This window comes from Winogradskyella pulchriflava, from assembly GCF_042434315.1.
GTDB classification, from domain to species: Bacteria; Bacteroidota; Bacteroidia; order Flavobacteriales; family Flavobacteriaceae; genus Winogradskyella; species Winogradskyella pulchriflava.
Genome location: NZ_JBHLTQ010000003.1, coordinates 106,141 through 121,632 on the forward strand (window position 1 = coordinate 106,141; position 15,492 = coordinate 121,632).

A 15,492-nucleotide genomic window follows, 5' to 3' on the forward strand; every position below is an offset into this window, starting at 1 on the left:
TTTAAAGCTTCAAAAAGCGTTAAAATTCTGTCAAATGTTATTTTCTATTTAGCAACACTTGCTTTTAATAATTTATTTTGCTCTTCCATTAAATCTTTTAAATCAGATAACAACTGTATATCCTTTGGTGTCACAACAGTTTTATCCTTAGTATCGTGTGCTTTGCTTCTAAGTCTGTTCATAAATTTAACCACAATAAAAACGGTAAAACCAATGATGATGAAATCTAAAAACACTTCAGACAACTTACCATAAGCTACGGCAACTTCAGTGGTTGTTATATTTCCTGTGGTATCTGTTACAGCATCCCTTAGAACTAATTTCCTATCGCTAAAATTAACTCCATCGGTAAGTAATGATAATGGAGGTAAAATAACCTGTTTTGCCAATACATCTATAACTTTATTAAATGATGCACCAATGATAATACCAATTGCCATGTCCATCATATTACCTTTTACAGCAAATTCTTTAAATTCTTTCAATAATTTCATGCCTTAAATTTTATGTGATTAGAAGCCACAAATTTAAGACAAGGCACTAAACATTTAGGAATTTCTCGCTTCAAAAATCTTTAAATACAAAAAGGTTCCCATTTTACGAGCTCTGCGTTTGGCGTTTTCTGCATAATCACCTTGAAACAACTCATCTATAGTTTGAAACCATAAATTCAACCATAAGCCAAAGTGTAATTCGGTGATGCTATTATTGTGTTCTGCATCAACTTTTATATGTGCCTCAAGCGGATTACCATAATATTTTGTTTTTAAAAACAAACTCGATTCCCAAAATGTGGTAAGGTGTTCCAAGTGTGCATCCCAATCTCTTATTGTTTCATTAAAAAAAGGACCTAAAACAGCATCTTCTCTAACTTTTGCATAAAATTGAGAAACCAATAAGTACACATCTTCTCTTGTAGTAATGTCTTTTTTTTCCATATCCATCAAAGTTATTGCTTTAATCTAAAAAGTTCTTATTCTTAAACACAAAATCTTAGTATTTTTACAACATGATATCCGTAGTATTACTTGGTGCTGGCAATGTTGCCACACATCTCTATAAAGCTTTTAGTAAAGCAGAAAACATAACCGTTACACAATGGTATAACCGCTCTAATAGCGCTATATCATCTTATGCAAATGAGGTAGAAACCATTGATAGTTTAGCAGATTTAAAAGAAGCTGACATCTATATTATGGCCATAAGTGATGATAGTATTTCAAAACTGTCTAAAGTATTGCCTTTTGAAAACAGATTGGTTGCGCACACTTCTGGAAGCGTTTCTATACACGATTTAGATAAAAAAAATCAACGTGCCGTGTTTTATCCGTTGCAAACATTTTCTAAAGATGCTGATTTAGATTTTAGTGAAGTGCCTATATGTATTGAAGTTACTGAGAAGCGTAACCTTCAAATTTTAAAAGATTTAGCAGAAAACTTAGGCTGTAAGAGTTATAAAATAAATACCGAACAACGTCAAACCTTGCATTTATCTGCAGTGTTTGTTAATAATTTCACCAATCAACTCTATAGAATTGCTCACGAAATTAGCGATGCAAAAAGTATTAATTTCGATATTTTAAAACCCTTAATAACCGAAACCGCTCAAAAGGTACAAAACATGTCTCCTTACATGGCACAAACAGGACCAGCAAAACGAAACGACAAAAAAACCATAAAGCGCCATTTAAAACAAATAGAGTCTGAAGAACACAAGAAGATATACAAACTTTTAACCGAATCAATTAAAAAAACACATGGACAACGATAAAAGCTACAAAGAATACCTAGCAAATATTACAACTCTTATTTTTGATGTAGATGGTGTGCTTACCGATGGTACCATAACCGTAACTACTGATGGAGAAATGCTACGCACCATGAATATTAAAGATGGTTTTGCGCTAAAAACTGCTGTAGATGCTGGTTTTAATGTATGTATTATCTCTGGAGGTTCTAACGAAGGTGTAAGAAAACGCTTAGCTGGTTTAGGTATAAAAGACATTTATTTAGGAGCGCATAATAAAATTGAACAGCTCAACGATTATATGAATAAGCACAACATTTCAAAACCGCAAATGTTATATATGGGTGATGATATACCAGATTATCCAGTAATGAAATTAGTTGGCTTACCGTGTTGCCCACAAGATGCTGCTCCAGAAATAAAAGCAATCTCCAAATACGTTTCTCATAAAAATGGCGGAAAAGGCGCTGTTAGAGATGTCATAGAACAAGTGCTTAAAGTTCAAGGGAAATGGAATGGCAACTTTGATGCTAAGTATGATTAGTGTGCAATCTCAGTTTTCTATCACATTAAAAAAACAACTAAAATAGATTATCACTTACGCTTAATATGATGCACTTTCTAAATTTAATCCGCTGGAAAAACCTAATAATGATTGCCCTCGTGCAATACCTCATAAAATACGCTTTATTATTACCATTTTTTGAAAGTCATGGTGTCGTAACAACATTAAATGGTTTAGGTTTTGCTTTATTAGTATTGGCAACAATCTGTATCGCAGCTGGTGGTTATATCATTAATGATATTTATGATGTTGAAGCTGACAAAATAAATAAACCCAACGCAGTAGTTATCTCAAACCAAATCACAGAAAAAAAAGGACTCACCCTTTTTATTATACTTAATGTAATTGGTGTTGGCTTAGGTTTCTATTTGTCTAATACAGTTGATAAGTCGGCATTTTTTATGCTATTTTTTATGGCATCTGCACTGCTCTACATTTATTCATCATATTTAAAACAGATTCTTTTAGTAGGTAACATCGTCGTATCCCTTGTAGTTGCATTGAGTATATTGCTTGTTGGTATTTTTGAATTATTACCAGCTATAACAGACAATAATCGCGAAATACAAATTACATTTTTCAAAATTATTTTAGATTATGCCATTTTTGCTTTTATGATTAATCTCATAAGAGAGATAATAAAAGATATTGAGGATATCGATGGCGACCATAAAGTTGGTATGCAAACATTACCTATAGTAATAGGAAGAGAGCGCGCTAATAAAATTGTATTTATTTTATCATTAATCCCAATATTTTCTGTTACATATTATGTGATTACGTACTTGTTTAAACAACAACTCGTAGTTGGGTATTTTTTAATCTTGGTAATAGCTCCTCTTATTTATGTTACCATCAAAATATTTAGTGCTGAGCAAAAATCACATTACAAACATATTAGCTTAATGCTAAAATTAGTGATGCTTACAGGCATGCTGTCTCTGTTGCTATATAATTTTATACTAAAGTAAGTTATGCTCAACGACAAACTTAAAGATTTCAACATCATATTAGCTTCAGCTTCTCCAAGACGTCATGCGTTTTTTAAAACCTTACAACTAGATTTTGAAATTAAATTAAAACCCGTTGAAGAGGTATATCCTGAGCATTTAAAGGCAGAAGAAATAACAGATTATCTCGCAAAACTAAAAGCAGAACCTTTTACTAATACACTTCAAAATAAGGATATCTTAATCACAAGCGACACCATTGTTTGGCTAAACGGAAAAGCTATCGGCAAACCAAAAGACGAAGCAGATGCCTTTTCTATGATTAAAAGCTTAAGCGACACCGCACACCAAGTTGTAACATCAATTTGTTTTACTCAAAAAGACAGACAAAAAATTGTGAACACTACCACAAATGTGACTTTTAAGGCTTTAACAGACGATGAAATTTGGTACTATATCAACACCTATAAACCTCTAGATAAAGCTGGTGCTTACGGCATACAAGAATGGATTGGAGCTATAGGTATTACCAGTATAGAAGGCTCTTACAATAATGTTGTTGGTTTGCCTACACACCTACTCTACAAAACATTAAATAACATAGCAAAAGGGCAATAGAAATATACTTTATAAAAAAACAAAGTTATATTTGCTATGTACTAATTCACCTAACATGAGCGAGTTTTATTCCATTTACAAAGACGAAATTATCTATACAGGTATCCTATTAGTCATATTATTAATTACAAGGGCAATTATAGTTGTTACCGTAAAAAAAATAGGACATAAAAGCGGTACTACAGAAGCAAGAGCAGCATTAATTGGTCGTTATGTCACCGTAACCCTAGTGCTTATTGCCGCATTAATAGAAGCCTTTATTCTTGGCGCCAAAACAAGTGATATTACCCTTGTATTCTCGTCCGTATTTGCGGTTATCGGTATTGGATTATTTGCTATTTGGTCTATACTCAGCAATATTACCTCTGGTGTTATTATGTTCTTTTCATTTCCTTATAAGGTAGGCGATAAAATAAAAATCCATGATAAAGATTACCCTGTGGAAGCTATCATTGAGGATATTAGAGCATTTCAACTCATTCTTAGAGAAGATAACGGCGATTTAGTAACATACCCAAATAACCTTATTCTTCAAAAAGCTGTAACTTTAATGGAGAAAGATGCCTTAGACGATAGTAGTATCCTATAAATCATGAGAAGGAAAAAAATTAAAAAACGTACCCAAGAATACAAAAAACATGTTGGACAAATTCCAGGAACACTTGTATATACTGGACAAAAATCTGATAAAGACTTTCATGTCGAATGTTTTGACTACACAAAGGATACCATTGAGGAATCTGTGCTTTTAAACATTGCAGACGCTATTAGTTACAAAGAAACAGATTCTGTTACTTGGATTAATGTTGATGGCCTAAAGCATACCGACCAAATTGAAAACATTGGAAAACAATACGATCTTCACCCTTTGGTACTAGAGGATATTGTAAACACAACACAACGACCAAAAATAGATGAGTACGAAGATTACCTCTTTGTGGTGCTAAAAATGTTGTATTACGATAAGGACGAAAATATAGTTATAGAACAAGTGAGTTTTGTTTTGGGCAAAAATTATGTTATCACGTTCCAAGAGTCTGAAGGCGATGTCTTTGATTCTATTAGAGAGCGGTTACGTTTTGCAAACGGACGCATTAGAGGTTTAAAATCAGACTACTTATTGTACGCCTTAATTGATGCTGTTGTAGATAACTACTTTAGTATTATTGAAACCTTAGGTAACAAAATTGAGGATTTAGAAACGGAGTTATTTGAAGGTCACGCAAGGGAAAATATAAATATTGAAGTTCAACAACTTAAACGCGAAATCTTAAAAGTGCGTCGTGCTATTTTTCCACTTCGTGAAATTATCAACCGTATTGAAAAAGGCGATCATCCATTAATTTACAAACGCACAATCACCTATTACAGAGATATTTACGACCACTTAATTCAAGTATCAGAAAACATAGATATTTATCGCGAAATGATCTGGAGTTTAATGGATATGTACATGACCACCATTAGCAATAAGATGAACGAAGTGATGAAAGTTCTCACGATAATGTCAACCATCTTTATACCGCTAACCTTCTTAGCAGGTATCTACGGAATGAACTTTGAATACATCCCAGAACTAAAATACCGTTATGGCTATTTCGTCCTTTTAGGAGTTATGGTGTTACTTTTTATTGCTTTATTATTTTACTTTAAGCGTAAGAAATGGTTGTAGGATATTTCTAATATTATACCTTCATGATAGGTAAATTGCATTAATACATTCGTATATTTATGTTTAGCAAACATTTGAACAAAGTGAAACTGAAATATTCTGAATCTCACCCTTTGAAATCATATTTACTGAATGAACAATTCTTGACCAAAGAAGAATTCATTAAAAAATATGAAAACTTTCAATGGTTCGAATTACTCAAACTTCAACTAAGTGCAAATGAAAATCAAGTACATTGCTCACCTTCATTGAACGTTGAAGATGACAAAGGCGATGGAGTATCTGTTTCAATAGTTGGAGATTTAAATGAATATGAATTTTATGTTTGTTACAAAAGACCTATAACCCGAAAGAAAACAAAATGGTTTGGACTCGTGGAATATGATTATTATGATAAAGACTTCTGTAGTATAATTCCGGAACAGACTAAAGAAGATGGACTTAAAGCGTTTATGCTGTTTTATGAAAGAAACCTTAAGGAATTGGAAGAAAAATGGGGATAAAAACGTTTGCTAACAATGTATAACCGCAATTACGGCGGATTCGACTGCGTCCGAATCCACTCGGAATTACTAACGCCAGTTCTAAACCGAAAATTATTAATTTTAATCCTGTAACTGACGGTTATAATAGACCGTCTCGCGATACCAATTTGAATACCAAAAGAAAATTGTTATTTATACGCAACCGTTAAACAAAACCTAAAACCAAGGCCTCAAAAAACTAACTTTTATATATTTGAGGATAACTAACTATTAGCCTCATGCAAAACATTAGACTTTGCCTTTTACTCTTTATAAGTTCAATAGTCTCACTTCAAGCACAACAACCCAAAAGACTCAATTCCTCAGAAATATACGAAGCGGTTCAAAAACTAAACGTTTTAGGCTCCGTTCTATATATTGCTGCACATCCAGATGATGAGAATACACGCTTAATCTCATACATGTCTAACCATGTTAAAGCACGTACAGCATATTTATCATTAACTCGTGGTGATGGAGGCCAAAACCTTATTGGTCCTGAAATTAGAGAACTTTTAGGAGTTATTAGAACTCAGGAATTATTAGCCGCAAGACGTGTTGATGGTGGTGAGCAACGCTTTACAAGAGCCAACGATTTTGGCTACTCAAAACATCCTGATGAAACCTTAGAAATTTGGAATAAAAACGAAGTCCTTTCTGATGTGGTTTGGGCTATAAGAGAATTTAAACCAGATATCATTATCAATCGTTTTGATCATAGAAGAGCAGGTCAAACTCACGGACACCACACCAGCTCTGCAATGTTGAGTATAGAAGCTTTTGATTTGGCTAATGATGCGTCTAAATTTGCGTCACAACTGAAGTTTACTGAAACCTGGCAACCCAAGCGTTTATTCTACAACACATCTTGGTGGCGCTACGGAAGCCAAGAAGAGTTCGATAAAATTGACAAAAGCAACATGCTAAATTTCGATATTGGTGTGTACTACCCAACCAAAGGTATGTCTAATAACGAAGTCGCTTCTTTGGCCAGCAGTCAGCACTTATGTCAGGGCTTTGGTCGCTTATCTACTCGTGGTACGCAACAAGAATATATTGAATTTTTAAAAGGCGAACCTTTAGACGACAGCAATGATGTTTTTGCAGGAATTGATACCTCATGGAACAGAATTGAAGGTGGGCAAGCCATAGGAAACATTATGAACGACGTAGAGAACAATTTTAATTTTGTAAACCCTTCGTCACATTTACTACAACTTTTAGAAGCATACAAACTGCTTCAAAATGTAAAAAATGAGCATTGGAAAACTATTAAGACTAAAGAACTCAAGGCTATTATTGAAGCCTGTGCTGGTTTATATCTAGAAGTTTCAGCAGACACACCAACGGCTTCGCCAAGTGCTTCAGTAAAGCTTCAAATGGAAGTTTTGAATCGTAGTGACTCTAAAATCAACCTAGTATCGTATAACCTTTCTACGCTTCAAGATGATATTTCAAAAAACATGGAATTACCTTCCAATCAACGCATAAATTTTGAAGAAGGCATAACCATACCTAAAAACACAAATTACACAACCCCTTATTGGCTCAATAAAAAAAGTACATTAGGAGTGTATAATGTACAAGACCAAAATCTTATTGGTTTACCTGAAACACCAAGAGCCGTTTTTGTAGATTTTAATCTAAACATTAACAACACACCTATAACCATCACAAAACCTGTAGTTTATAGGTATTCAAAACCAGACAAAGGTGAGCTCTACAGACCTTTTGAAATTATACCAGAAGTTTCAGCAAGCATAAGTGACAAGGTTTTTATTTTTGAAAACGATCAACAAAAAGACATAGAGGTTATAGTAAAAGCTGGTAGAGATCAGATAGAAGGTTTTGTACAAATGGCTTATCCAAATGATTGGAGCGTTTTTCCTCAAAAACAGAAAATTGAAATTGCCAACAAAGGAGATATTCAAAAAGTCGTATTTACCGTCATTCCACCAAAAAATCAAAGCGAAGGCTTAATTACACCAATAGTGAATGTAAATGGTGAATTTTATACAGACGAGCTAATTGAAATAGATTATGCGCATATTCCGTTTCAAACAGTTTTAATGCCTAGCGAAAGTAAAGTGGTACGTTTGGATATTGAAAAACGAGGCAATAATATTGGCTATATAGAAGGTGCTGGTGATGTAGTGCCAGAAAGTTTACGTCAAATTGGCTATAACGTCACTATAATTTCACCAGAACAAATTTCGCCAGAAAATCTTGTGAATTTTGATGCTATTGTTGTGGGTATTAGAGCCTATAATATTGTTGATGAATTAAAATTTAAACAAAAATTCCTCCTAGACTATGTACAAAACGGAGGAAATTTAGTCATTCAATACAACACAAGCAGAGGTATAAAAGTAGATAATTTAGCACCTTATGATTTAAAATTGTCTAGAGACAGAGTTACAGATGAAAATGCTGAAATTAGAATTTTAAATCCAGAGCATCCTATTCTTAATTTCCCTAATAAAATTACACCTCAAGATTTTGAAGGTTGGGTTCAGGAACGCGGTTTGTATTTTCCGAATGAATGGGCAGATGAATTTACACCTCTACTCGCTTCTAACGACAAAGGTGAAAGTTCTAAAGAAGGAAGTTTACTTGTAGCCCAATATGGCAAAGGAAATTATATCTACACAGGCTTGAGTTTTTTCAGGGAATTTCCAGCAGGTGTTTCTGGAGCTTATAGATTATTCGCTAATCTGTTATCCGCAGGTAAAGAAGATAAAACCAAACTCAAAAACTAACAACCAACAACTAAACTAATGGACAACCAACCACCACAAAAACAAAAATGGAAAAAAATGTACACTGTTGTGTTAATTGCTAACGCTTTATACATAGTACTTTTTTACTTTATAACGGCCTCATTCGCATAGTATGCAACAAACTTTAGATTGGATAGACTGGACAGTTTTAATTGTAACCTTAGCTACAATTGTAGGTTATGGTACCTGGAAAACTAGAGGCAGCAAAAACGTACAGGATTATGTAAGAGGTGGAAACACTACCAAATGGTGGACTATCGGTTTGTCTGTAATGGCAACCCAAGCTAGTGCCATTACATTCCTATCAACCACTGGTCAGGCATTTTCTGACGGTATGGGATTTGTGCAATTCTATTTTGGATTACCAATTGCAATGGTCATTATTTGCTTGGTCTTTATTCCGCTCTACCATCGTCTAAAAGTTTACACAGCTTACGAGTTCTTAGAAAATCGATTTGATTTAAAAACACGAAGCCTTACTGCTATTCTGTTTCTTATACAACGTGGTTTAGCTGCTGGCATCACCATTTTTGCTCCAGCAATAATTCTTTCCGTTGTCTTAGGTTGGAATATTGTAACGCTAAATGTAGTTATTGGTGTTTTAGTGATTATTTACACGGTTTCTGGCGGTACCAAAGCTGTAACCGTAACCCAAAAACAGCAAATGTTTGTCATTTTTGCTGGAATGTTAGCAGCGCTGTTCATCATTATTAATTTAATTCCTGATGAAGTATCATTTACGGATGCTATTGATATTGCTGGCGCAACTGGAAAAATGGAAGTTCTGGATTTTTCATTCGATTTAGAGAACAGATATACCGTTTGGACAGGTTTAATTGGTGGTACATTTTTAATGCTATCTTATTTTGGTACAGATCAAAGCCAAGTGCAACGTTATCTTTCCGGTAAAAGCATGAAAGAAATGCAAATGGGCTTGCTATTTAACGGCTTGCTGAAAGTGCCAATGCAATTTTTCATCCTATTAGTAGGTGTTATGGTATTCGTTTTTTATCAATTCAATCCATCGCCTTTAAATTTTATTGATGCGTCCACCCAAACTGTTTTAGCTTCGGAATATGGTGATGACTATAGAATGCTTCAGGATAAGCAAGAAGTAGTGTTTTCTAAAAAGCAGAACGTTAGTTTAGAGTTTTCTAAAAGTGAAGATCCTATTCTAAAACAAGAGCTATTTAAGCTGGATAGCCTTGAAAAAACCTATCGTCAAGAATCTAAATTCTTAATTAAAAAAGCAGTCGATCCTGACTATACAGCAGATTATAACAAACTAAAAAATGAAGTTGAGGAACTAAGTTCCAATCCTAAAAGCGAAGCATACATTTCTAAGTCAGCTGAACTTATAGCACTTTATAATGATGCAGCTAAAGACACACAAACCAATGATAGAGACTATATGTTTATTAGGTTTATTTTAAATCACTTGCCTACAGGATTGATTGGTTTATTGTTAGCTGTAATTCTATCAGCAGCAATGTCTTCAACAGCATCAGAAATTAATGCTTTAGCAACAATTACATCAATAGATTTATACGGCAGAAACCTCAAAGAAGATAAAGGCGAAGAACATATGGTAAAAATGACCAAATGGTTTACATTAGGTTGGGGAATTATAGCCATTATTATTGCTTGTTTTGCTGATTTAGCCGAAAATCTAATTCAGTTAGTAAACATTATAGGTTCAATTTTTTACGGTAATGTTTTAGGTATATTTTTACTGGCATTCTTCTTTAAACATATAAAAGGTAATGCCGTTTTTGTCGGAGCACTAATCACCCAATTAATTGTAATTATCGGTTGGTGGTTAGATTGGATGCCATATCTATGGCTTAACTTATTTGGCTGTATTTTGGTTATCATTATTGCTCATATACTCCAGCCTATATTACCAAAAACCAGAACTAATGGAAACTAAGGTCATTAAATGGGGAATTATTGGAGCAGGCAAAATTGCCTTAAAATTTGCTGAAGATTTAAATACAGTTGAAAACGCCAAGCTCTATGGAGTAGCTTCTAGAAATCTTAAAAAAGCGAAAAGTTTTGCCTTAAAGTTAAATGCAGATGTTGCTTATGGTAATTACGAAGATTTAGCATTAGATCCAAATATCGATGCCATCTATATTGCTACACCTCATAGCTTTCATAAAGCCCATAGCCTACTTTGTCTTAATCACAAAAAAGCTGTGCTTTGCGAAAAACCCTTTGCCATGAATAGCGATGAAGTTAAAGAGATGATTGCTACTTCAAGGCAAAACAACACATTACTAATGGAAGCTATGTGGACAATTTTCCTTCCACATTATCAATATGTTTTACAATTAATAAAAAACAAACATTTTGGAAATGTGATAAAACTTGAAGCCGATTTTGGTTTTCATCCAGTATATGATGAAACCTCGAGAGTTTTTGACAAATCTGTTGGCGGAGGAAGTTTGTTAGATATTGGAATTTACCCAGTATTTGCAGCACTTTCTTCATTGGGTGAGCCAAATCATATAGAAGCTGATGCTCAGTTTTTTTCATCAGGAGCCGACGCTGAATGTAAGATGGTTTTTCATTATAATAATGCTAAAGCTTATTTAAAAAGCACATTACTAGAAGAAACAAAAACTGAAGCTATTTTTCATTGCGAAAACGGAATGATAAAAATCAATAGTAGATTTCACGAACCATCAACAGTTACGTTAACGGACAAAAACGGTAATTCCGAACTTTTAGATTTTAAGTACACAACTATTGGCTATAGTTATGAAATAGAGCACTTCAATCAATTAATTAGAGATGGCAAAAAAGAAAGCGACGTTATGCCTTTTAATAAAAGTCTGCAACTAATTAGCACTTTAGACCACATTAGAAAAATCATTGGTTTGGACTATTCATAAATGAACACCATACAAAACAAAAAAACGCAACTCAATGAGTTGCGTTTTTTTATGTCTAGAACATCTATTTTACTTTCCGCCCCATTCCTTTATAGAATCATTGTTCATTTTTATATAATCTGCATTACCAGCTTTGGTAGCAGCTGCTAAAGATTTCTTAGCAATTTCAATAGCTCCTTTTTTATCTCCAGATTTAGCATAAATTAAAGATTGTTGTCTTAACTGCCAAAAACGTGGCTCTTTAGTCATAGACATTGCTTTGTCTATCCACTCCTTAGCTTTGTTAATGTCTTTTCCTTCACTTAAGTAATATGTTGCAGCAGCATAATATTCATTAAATCCAGGACCATTTAATGCTTTATCTATAGAAGCCGACACCTTCTTATCGGTTGCTACTTTAAATTCCACACCAACATAAGTGTTCTCCCACATCATACCTATAACAGCAGAGTTACTAGTAATATCGTCTATAGAAATAGTGAAAGATTGTATATCTACTTCTATAGGATATACAGGTGCATTAACACGTGCAGCTACTTTAGACTCATCTAATTCAGCAGGAGCTCCACCACCAGCATAGTCAGTATAAAAAATAACCTCCCATGTTTTTTCTTGTGGAATTGTAAAAATGGCATAAGTTCCAGCCTTAAGCTCTGTATCACCAACAGTTACATTGTCACTGAATGTTACTTTTGTTCTTGCATTTGCTCCAGTTCTCCATATTTTACCATAAGGAACTAAATCGCCAAAAATTGTTCTTCCACGCATAGATGGGCGTGAATACTCAATAGCCACGTCGGTTAAACCTACAACTTGTTCAATTTTACCAGCAGGACTCGGTGCAGGTGTTTCAATCTGTGCATTTACCGAAACCATTAATGTTAGAGCAAATACAAATAGTACTAATTTTTTCATTTTGTATAGTGTTAAGTGTTTGTTTTTAAAGTGCCATAAATTTACGACTTAACAGACGCTATAAATGTTAAGGAATACTTAAAACAAAATTAAATTGAAGCTTAAAGATGATTTTATGAAAAATTTATGTAGAAATAAATTTATTAATCGTAATATTGCAATATAATAATATAACTAATTATGGGTTTAACCAAAAGTGAAATATTTACCGAGAAACAAAATGAAATTTCTAACATAGCAAAGGTATTTGGACATCCTGCTAGAGTAGCTATTCTACAGCATATTTTTAAATCAAACACTTGTATATGTGGTGATTTGGTTGAAGAAATTGGCTTAGCACAACCTACGATATCCCAACATTTAAAGGAATTAAAAAAAGTAGGATTGATAAAAGGAAATATTGAAGGCACAAGTGTTTGCTATTGTATTGATGAAGAAAATTGGTCAAATATGAAAACCATTATTTCAGATTTTATTAATCAAGATCTAAACGAAAAAAATAACTGTTGTTAAATAAAATTTTAAATCACTAGAATTATGAAACTTTCAGAGATTAAATCAAAATTAAATGAGCTTGAAACTATAGCTTTTAAATTACCAAACGGAACTTTAGTACCAAGTCATTTCCATGTTACGGAAGTTGGCAAAATCACTAAAAACTTTATTGATTGTGGTGGCACTGTTCGCTATGAAGAAGTCGTAAACTTTCAACTTTGGAATGCTAATGATTACAATCACAGACTGCATCCAGAAAAATTATTGAACATTATAGAATTGTCTCAGAAGACTTTAAATATTATGGACAATTTAGAAATTGAAGTCGAATATCAAGCAGATACCATTGGGAAGTTTGGTTTAGATTTCGATGGAACAAGCTTTTTACTCACCACAAAGCAAACAGATTGTTTAGCAAAAGACAATTGTGGTATTCCTGTAGCAAAACCAAAAGTAAAATTAGCAGATCTATCAGCCGAACCTTGTTGTTCACCAGACGGAAACTGCTGTTAATCATAACCTATTAATTCGCTATGTTATTTTCAAAATTATCAGAAAAAATAGATGGTTTAGACACCTCTTCAATTTCAGAGGATAGAAAAGCTACTTTACAACCCTTGATTGAGTTTATTCAAGCTAAAGTTGATGCCAAAGCAACCATTAATCTAAATTTTATTTGCACCCATAACTCTAGAAGAAGTCATTTATCTCAAGCTTGGGCACAGGCTATTGGCACTTATTTTGGTATTAACGGTTTGTTTTGCTACTCTGCAGGAACTGAAGCTACTGCCCTATTTCCTATAGCTGCACAGACTTTAGAAACGTCTGGATTTAAAGTAGAAACCCTTTCTACCGGAAATAATCCAATATATAGCATTAAGTATGCTGAAAATTCACCTGCTATCATTGGGTTTTCTAAAACTGTCAATTCAGAATTCAATCCAGCTTCTGGTTTTGCAGCTATCATGACATGTTCTTCGGCAGATCAAGGCTGTCCTTTTATTGCTGGTGCAGAAAAGCGTATTCCGATTACTTTCGAAGATCCAAAGGCATTTGATAATACACCTATGCAATTGGAAAAATATGATGAGCGCAGCACACAAATTGCAACTGAATTAAAATATGTTTTCTCTCAGATAAAAAAATCATAACAATGACCAAAATCAAAAAGAAGCTCAGTTTTTTAGATAGCTATCTCACTTTATGGATATTCTTAGCTATGATTGTTGGTGTAGGTATAGGCTATTTTATACCTTCATTTCCAAATCTTATAGATTCCTATAGTAGCGGAACCACCAACATCCCAATTGCTATTGGACTCATTTTAATGATGTATCCACCACTTGCTAAAGTAAATTATGCTTTATTACCAAAAGTATTTAAGGATGTAAAAGTCTTGTCTATTTCCTTAGTTTTAAATTGGATTATTGGACCTGTACTAATGTTTATTCTTGCCATTATATTCTTGCAAGATTATCCTGAATATATGGTTGGCTTAATTCTTATTGGATTAGCAAGATGTATTGCTATGGTGTTGGTTTGGAATGATTTAGCTGAAGGGAGTAGTGAATATGGCGCTGGTCTTGTTGCACTTAATAGTATTTTTCAAGTTTTCGCATATAGCTTCTATGCTTACTTATTTATTACTGTGCTTCCACCCTATTTTGGTTTTGAAGGTGCTATTGTAGATATTTCTATTGCAACAATTGCTGAAAGTGTTGCTATTTATTTAGGAATTCCATTTCTACTCGGTATTTTTTCGCGATTAATTTTAGTGAAATTAAAAGGTGAAGAATGGTATACTAAAACCTTTATTCCTGCCATTTCACCTTTAACATTAATTGCCTTATTATTTACAATTATTGTTATGTTTTCCTTAAAAGGCGAGCTAATAGTAGAAATACCTATGGACGTTGTTATCATTGCCATTCCATTGTTAATATACTTTGCAATAATGTTTCTCATTGGCTTCTTTGTTAGTAAAGCGATGGGAGCAACATATGATAAAAATGCCGCTATCGCATTTACTGCAGCCGGCAATAATTTTGAATTAGCCATTGCTGTTGCCATAGCTGTTTTTGGACTAAATTCTGGTCAAGCTTTTACAGGTGTGATTGGACCTTTGGTAGAAGTACCAGCATTAATACTTTTAGTTAGAGTGGCATTTTGGTTACGTAAGAAATACTATCAACCTAAAACAGTGTAGTTAAATGTAAAACTATCTATTTTTCCACTATTTGTTTAACTTTTATCATATATCATTAAACATTTTGTATTTTTGCCTAGTAAATTCATAACAAGGACTAGGAATGAGCCCACAGCCTTGCCT

At 33.5% G+C, this 15,492-nt stretch carries 17 protein-coding genes; 14 read left to right on the forward strand and 3 right to left on the reverse strand.

Translation table 11 applies throughout. The features are described 5' to 3' along the window. Positions 1-44: 44 nt before the first annotated feature. Together mscL and ACFFGA_RS06655 are read right to left on the reverse strand one after the other, a co-directional pair. Positions 45-494, reverse strand: a complete 450-nt coding sequence (gene mscL / locus ACFFGA_RS06650; RefSeq protein ID WP_386061475.1) for a large conductance mechanosensitive channel protein MscL — start codon at positions 492-494, stop codon at positions 45-47. A 54-nt stretch (positions 495-548) separates the two neighbouring features. Then, positions 549-938, reverse strand: a complete 390-nt coding sequence (locus ACFFGA_RS06655) for a group III truncated hemoglobin (RefSeq protein WP_386061478.1) — start codon at positions 936-938, stop codon at positions 549-551. 71 nt (positions 939-1,009) lie between these two features. On the opposite strand from ACFFGA_RS06655, the gene ACFFGA_RS06660 reads away from it, so the two are divergent. The 10 genes from ACFFGA_RS06660 (at position 1,010) to ACFFGA_RS06705 (ending at position 11,753) form a co-directional block, all read left to right on the forward strand. After that, positions 1,010-1,771: a Rossmann-like and DUF2520 domain-containing protein gene (locus ACFFGA_RS06660; protein ID WP_386061481.1), complete on the forward strand. Its 762-nt coding sequence runs from the start codon at positions 1,010-1,012 to the stop codon at positions 1,769-1,771. Beyond that, positions 1,758-2,291, forward strand: coding sequence for a KdsC family phosphatase (locus tag ACFFGA_RS06665; protein ID WP_386061484.1), 534 nt, complete (start codon positions 1,758-1,760; stop codon positions 2,289-2,291). Before ACFFGA_RS06660 ends, ACFFGA_RS06665 begins: the two co-directional genes overlap by 14 nt. 68 nt (positions 2,292-2,359) lie before the next feature. After that, positions 2,360-3,283: a geranylgeranylglycerol-phosphate geranylgeranyltransferase gene (locus ACFFGA_RS06670; protein ID WP_386062409.1), complete on the forward strand. Its 924-nt coding sequence runs from the start codon at positions 2,360-2,362 to the stop codon at positions 3,281-3,283. A 3-nt stretch (positions 3,284-3,286) separates the two neighbouring features. Further along, positions 3,287-3,880 carry a Maf-like protein gene (locus ACFFGA_RS06675; protein ID WP_386061487.1) on the forward strand — a complete coding sequence of 198 codons (594 nt, stop codon included), beginning with the start codon at positions 3,287-3,289 and terminating at the stop codon, positions 3,878-3,880. Positions 3,881-3,935: 55 nt separating this feature from the next. Continuing rightward, positions 3,936-4,469, forward strand: a complete 534-nt coding sequence (locus ACFFGA_RS06680; protein ID WP_386061490.1) for a mechanosensitive ion channel domain-containing protein — start codon at positions 3,936-3,938, stop codon at positions 4,467-4,469. A 3-nt stretch (positions 4,470-4,472) separates the two neighbouring features. Next, positions 4,473-5,552 (forward strand): magnesium/cobalt transporter CorA, encoded by a 1,080-nt coding sequence (gene corA, locus ACFFGA_RS06685; RefSeq protein ID WP_386061493.1) that lies wholly within the window; start codon positions 4,473-4,475, stop codon positions 5,550-5,552. Positions 5,553-5,635: 83 nt separating this feature from the next. Further along, complete coding sequence (locus ACFFGA_RS06690) at positions 5,636-6,055, forward strand: hypothetical protein (protein ID WP_386061496.1); 420 nt, start codon at positions 5,636-5,638, stop codon at positions 6,053-6,055. 260 nt (positions 6,056-6,315) lie between these two features. Beyond that, positions 6,316-8,835, forward strand: coding sequence for a PIG-L family deacetylase (locus tag ACFFGA_RS06695; protein WP_386061499.1), 2,520 nt, complete (start codon positions 6,316-6,318; stop codon positions 8,833-8,835). Positions 8,836-8,968: 133 nt separating this feature from the next. Then, on the forward strand, positions 8,969-10,786 hold the full coding sequence (locus tag ACFFGA_RS06700; protein WP_386061501.1) for a sodium:solute symporter family protein: 1,818 nt from the start codon (positions 8,969-8,971) through the stop codon (positions 10,784-10,786). Further along, complete coding sequence (locus ACFFGA_RS06705) at positions 10,776-11,753, forward strand: Gfo/Idh/MocA family protein (RefSeq protein WP_386061504.1); 978 nt, start codon at positions 10,776-10,778, stop codon at positions 11,751-11,753. Before ACFFGA_RS06700 ends, ACFFGA_RS06705 begins: the two co-directional genes overlap by 11 nt. 69 nt (positions 11,754-11,822) lie before the next feature. Here ACFFGA_RS06705 and ACFFGA_RS06710 read toward each other — a convergent pair whose 3' ends face one another. After that, positions 11,823-12,668, reverse strand: coding sequence for a DUF2911 domain-containing protein (locus ACFFGA_RS06710; RefSeq protein WP_386061507.1), 846 nt, complete (start codon positions 12,666-12,668; stop codon positions 11,823-11,825). A 180-nt stretch (positions 12,669-12,848) separates the two neighbouring features. Between ACFFGA_RS06710 and ACFFGA_RS06715 the strand changes: the two genes are divergently transcribed. Genes ACFFGA_RS06715 through arsB form a run of 4 tightly spaced genes read left to right on the forward strand, consistent with a single transcriptional unit; the run spans position 12,849 to position 15,369 of the window. Then, entirely contained in the window at positions 12,849-13,181 is a 333-nt protein-coding gene (locus tag ACFFGA_RS06715; RefSeq protein WP_386061510.1) for an ArsR/SmtB family transcription factor, read from the forward strand. Positions 13,182-13,205: 24 nt separating this feature from the next. Continuing rightward, entirely contained in the window at positions 13,206-13,676 is a 471-nt protein-coding gene (locus ACFFGA_RS06720; protein WP_386061513.1) for a DUF6428 family protein, read from the forward strand. Positions 13,677-13,696: 20 nt separating this feature from the next. Next, positions 13,697-14,314: an arsenate-mycothiol transferase ArsC gene (locus ACFFGA_RS06725; RefSeq protein WP_386061516.1), complete on the forward strand. Its 618-nt coding sequence runs from the start codon at positions 13,697-13,699 to the stop codon at positions 14,312-14,314. 2 nt (positions 14,315-14,316) lie between these two features. Next, positions 14,317-15,369 carry an ACR3 family arsenite efflux transporter gene (gene arsB / locus ACFFGA_RS06730; RefSeq protein WP_386061519.1) on the forward strand — a complete coding sequence of 351 codons (1,053 nt, stop codon included), beginning with the start codon at positions 14,317-14,319 and terminating at the stop codon, positions 15,367-15,369. The last annotated feature ends 123 nt before the right edge of the window (positions 15,370-15,492 follow it).

Bases quoted from the DNA above. Each gene is read 5' to 3' on its own strand.
- ACFFGA_RS06705 (WP_386061504.1), top strand. From the start codon at position 10,776: ATGGAAACTAAGGTCATTAAATGGGGAATTATTGGAGCAGGCAAAATT.
- corA (WP_386061493.1), top strand. From the start codon at position 4,473: ATGAGAAGGAAAAAAATTAAAAAACGTACCCAAGAATACAAAAAACAT.
- ACFFGA_RS06710 (WP_386061507.1), bottom strand. From the start codon at position 12,668: ATGAAAAAATTAGTACTATTTGTATTTGCTCTAACATTAATGGTTTCG.
- arsB (WP_386061519.1), top strand. From the start codon at position 14,317: ATGACCAAAATCAAAAAGAAGCTCAGTTTTTTAGATAGCTATCTCACT.
- ACFFGA_RS06655 (WP_386061478.1), bottom strand. From the start codon at position 938: ATGGAAAAAAAAGACATTACTACAAGAGAAGATGTGTACTTATTGGTT.
- ACFFGA_RS06665 (WP_386061484.1), top strand. From the start codon at position 1,758: ATGGACAACGATAAAAGCTACAAAGAATACCTAGCAAATATTACAACT.
- ACFFGA_RS06670 (WP_386062409.1), top strand. From the start codon at position 2,360: ATGCACTTTCTAAATTTAATCCGCTGGAAAAACCTAATAATGATTGCC.
- ACFFGA_RS06660 (WP_386061481.1), top strand. From the start codon at position 1,010: ATGATATCCGTAGTATTACTTGGTGCTGGCAATGTTGCCACACATCTC.
- ACFFGA_RS06725 (WP_386061516.1), top strand. From the start codon at position 13,697: ATGTTATTTTCAAAATTATCAGAAAAAATAGATGGTTTAGACACCTCT.
- ACFFGA_RS06695 (WP_386061499.1), top strand. From the start codon at position 6,316: ATGCAAAACATTAGACTTTGCCTTTTACTCTTTATAAGTTCAATAGTC.
- ACFFGA_RS06720 (WP_386061513.1), top strand. From the start codon at position 13,206: ATGAAACTTTCAGAGATTAAATCAAAATTAAATGAGCTTGAAACTATA.
- ACFFGA_RS06715 (WP_386061510.1), top strand. From the start codon at position 12,849: ATGGGTTTAACCAAAAGTGAAATATTTACCGAGAAACAAAATGAAATT.
- mscL (WP_386061475.1), bottom strand. From the start codon at position 494: ATGAAATTATTGAAAGAATTTAAAGAATTTGCTGTAAAAGGTAATATG.
- ACFFGA_RS06680 (WP_386061490.1), top strand. From the start codon at position 3,936: ATGAGCGAGTTTTATTCCATTTACAAAGACGAAATTATCTATACAGGT.
- ACFFGA_RS06675 (WP_386061487.1), top strand. From the start codon at position 3,287: ATGCTCAACGACAAACTTAAAGATTTCAACATCATATTAGCTTCAGCT.
- ACFFGA_RS06700 (WP_386061501.1), top strand. From the start codon at position 8,969: ATGCAACAAACTTTAGATTGGATAGACTGGACAGTTTTAATTGTAACC.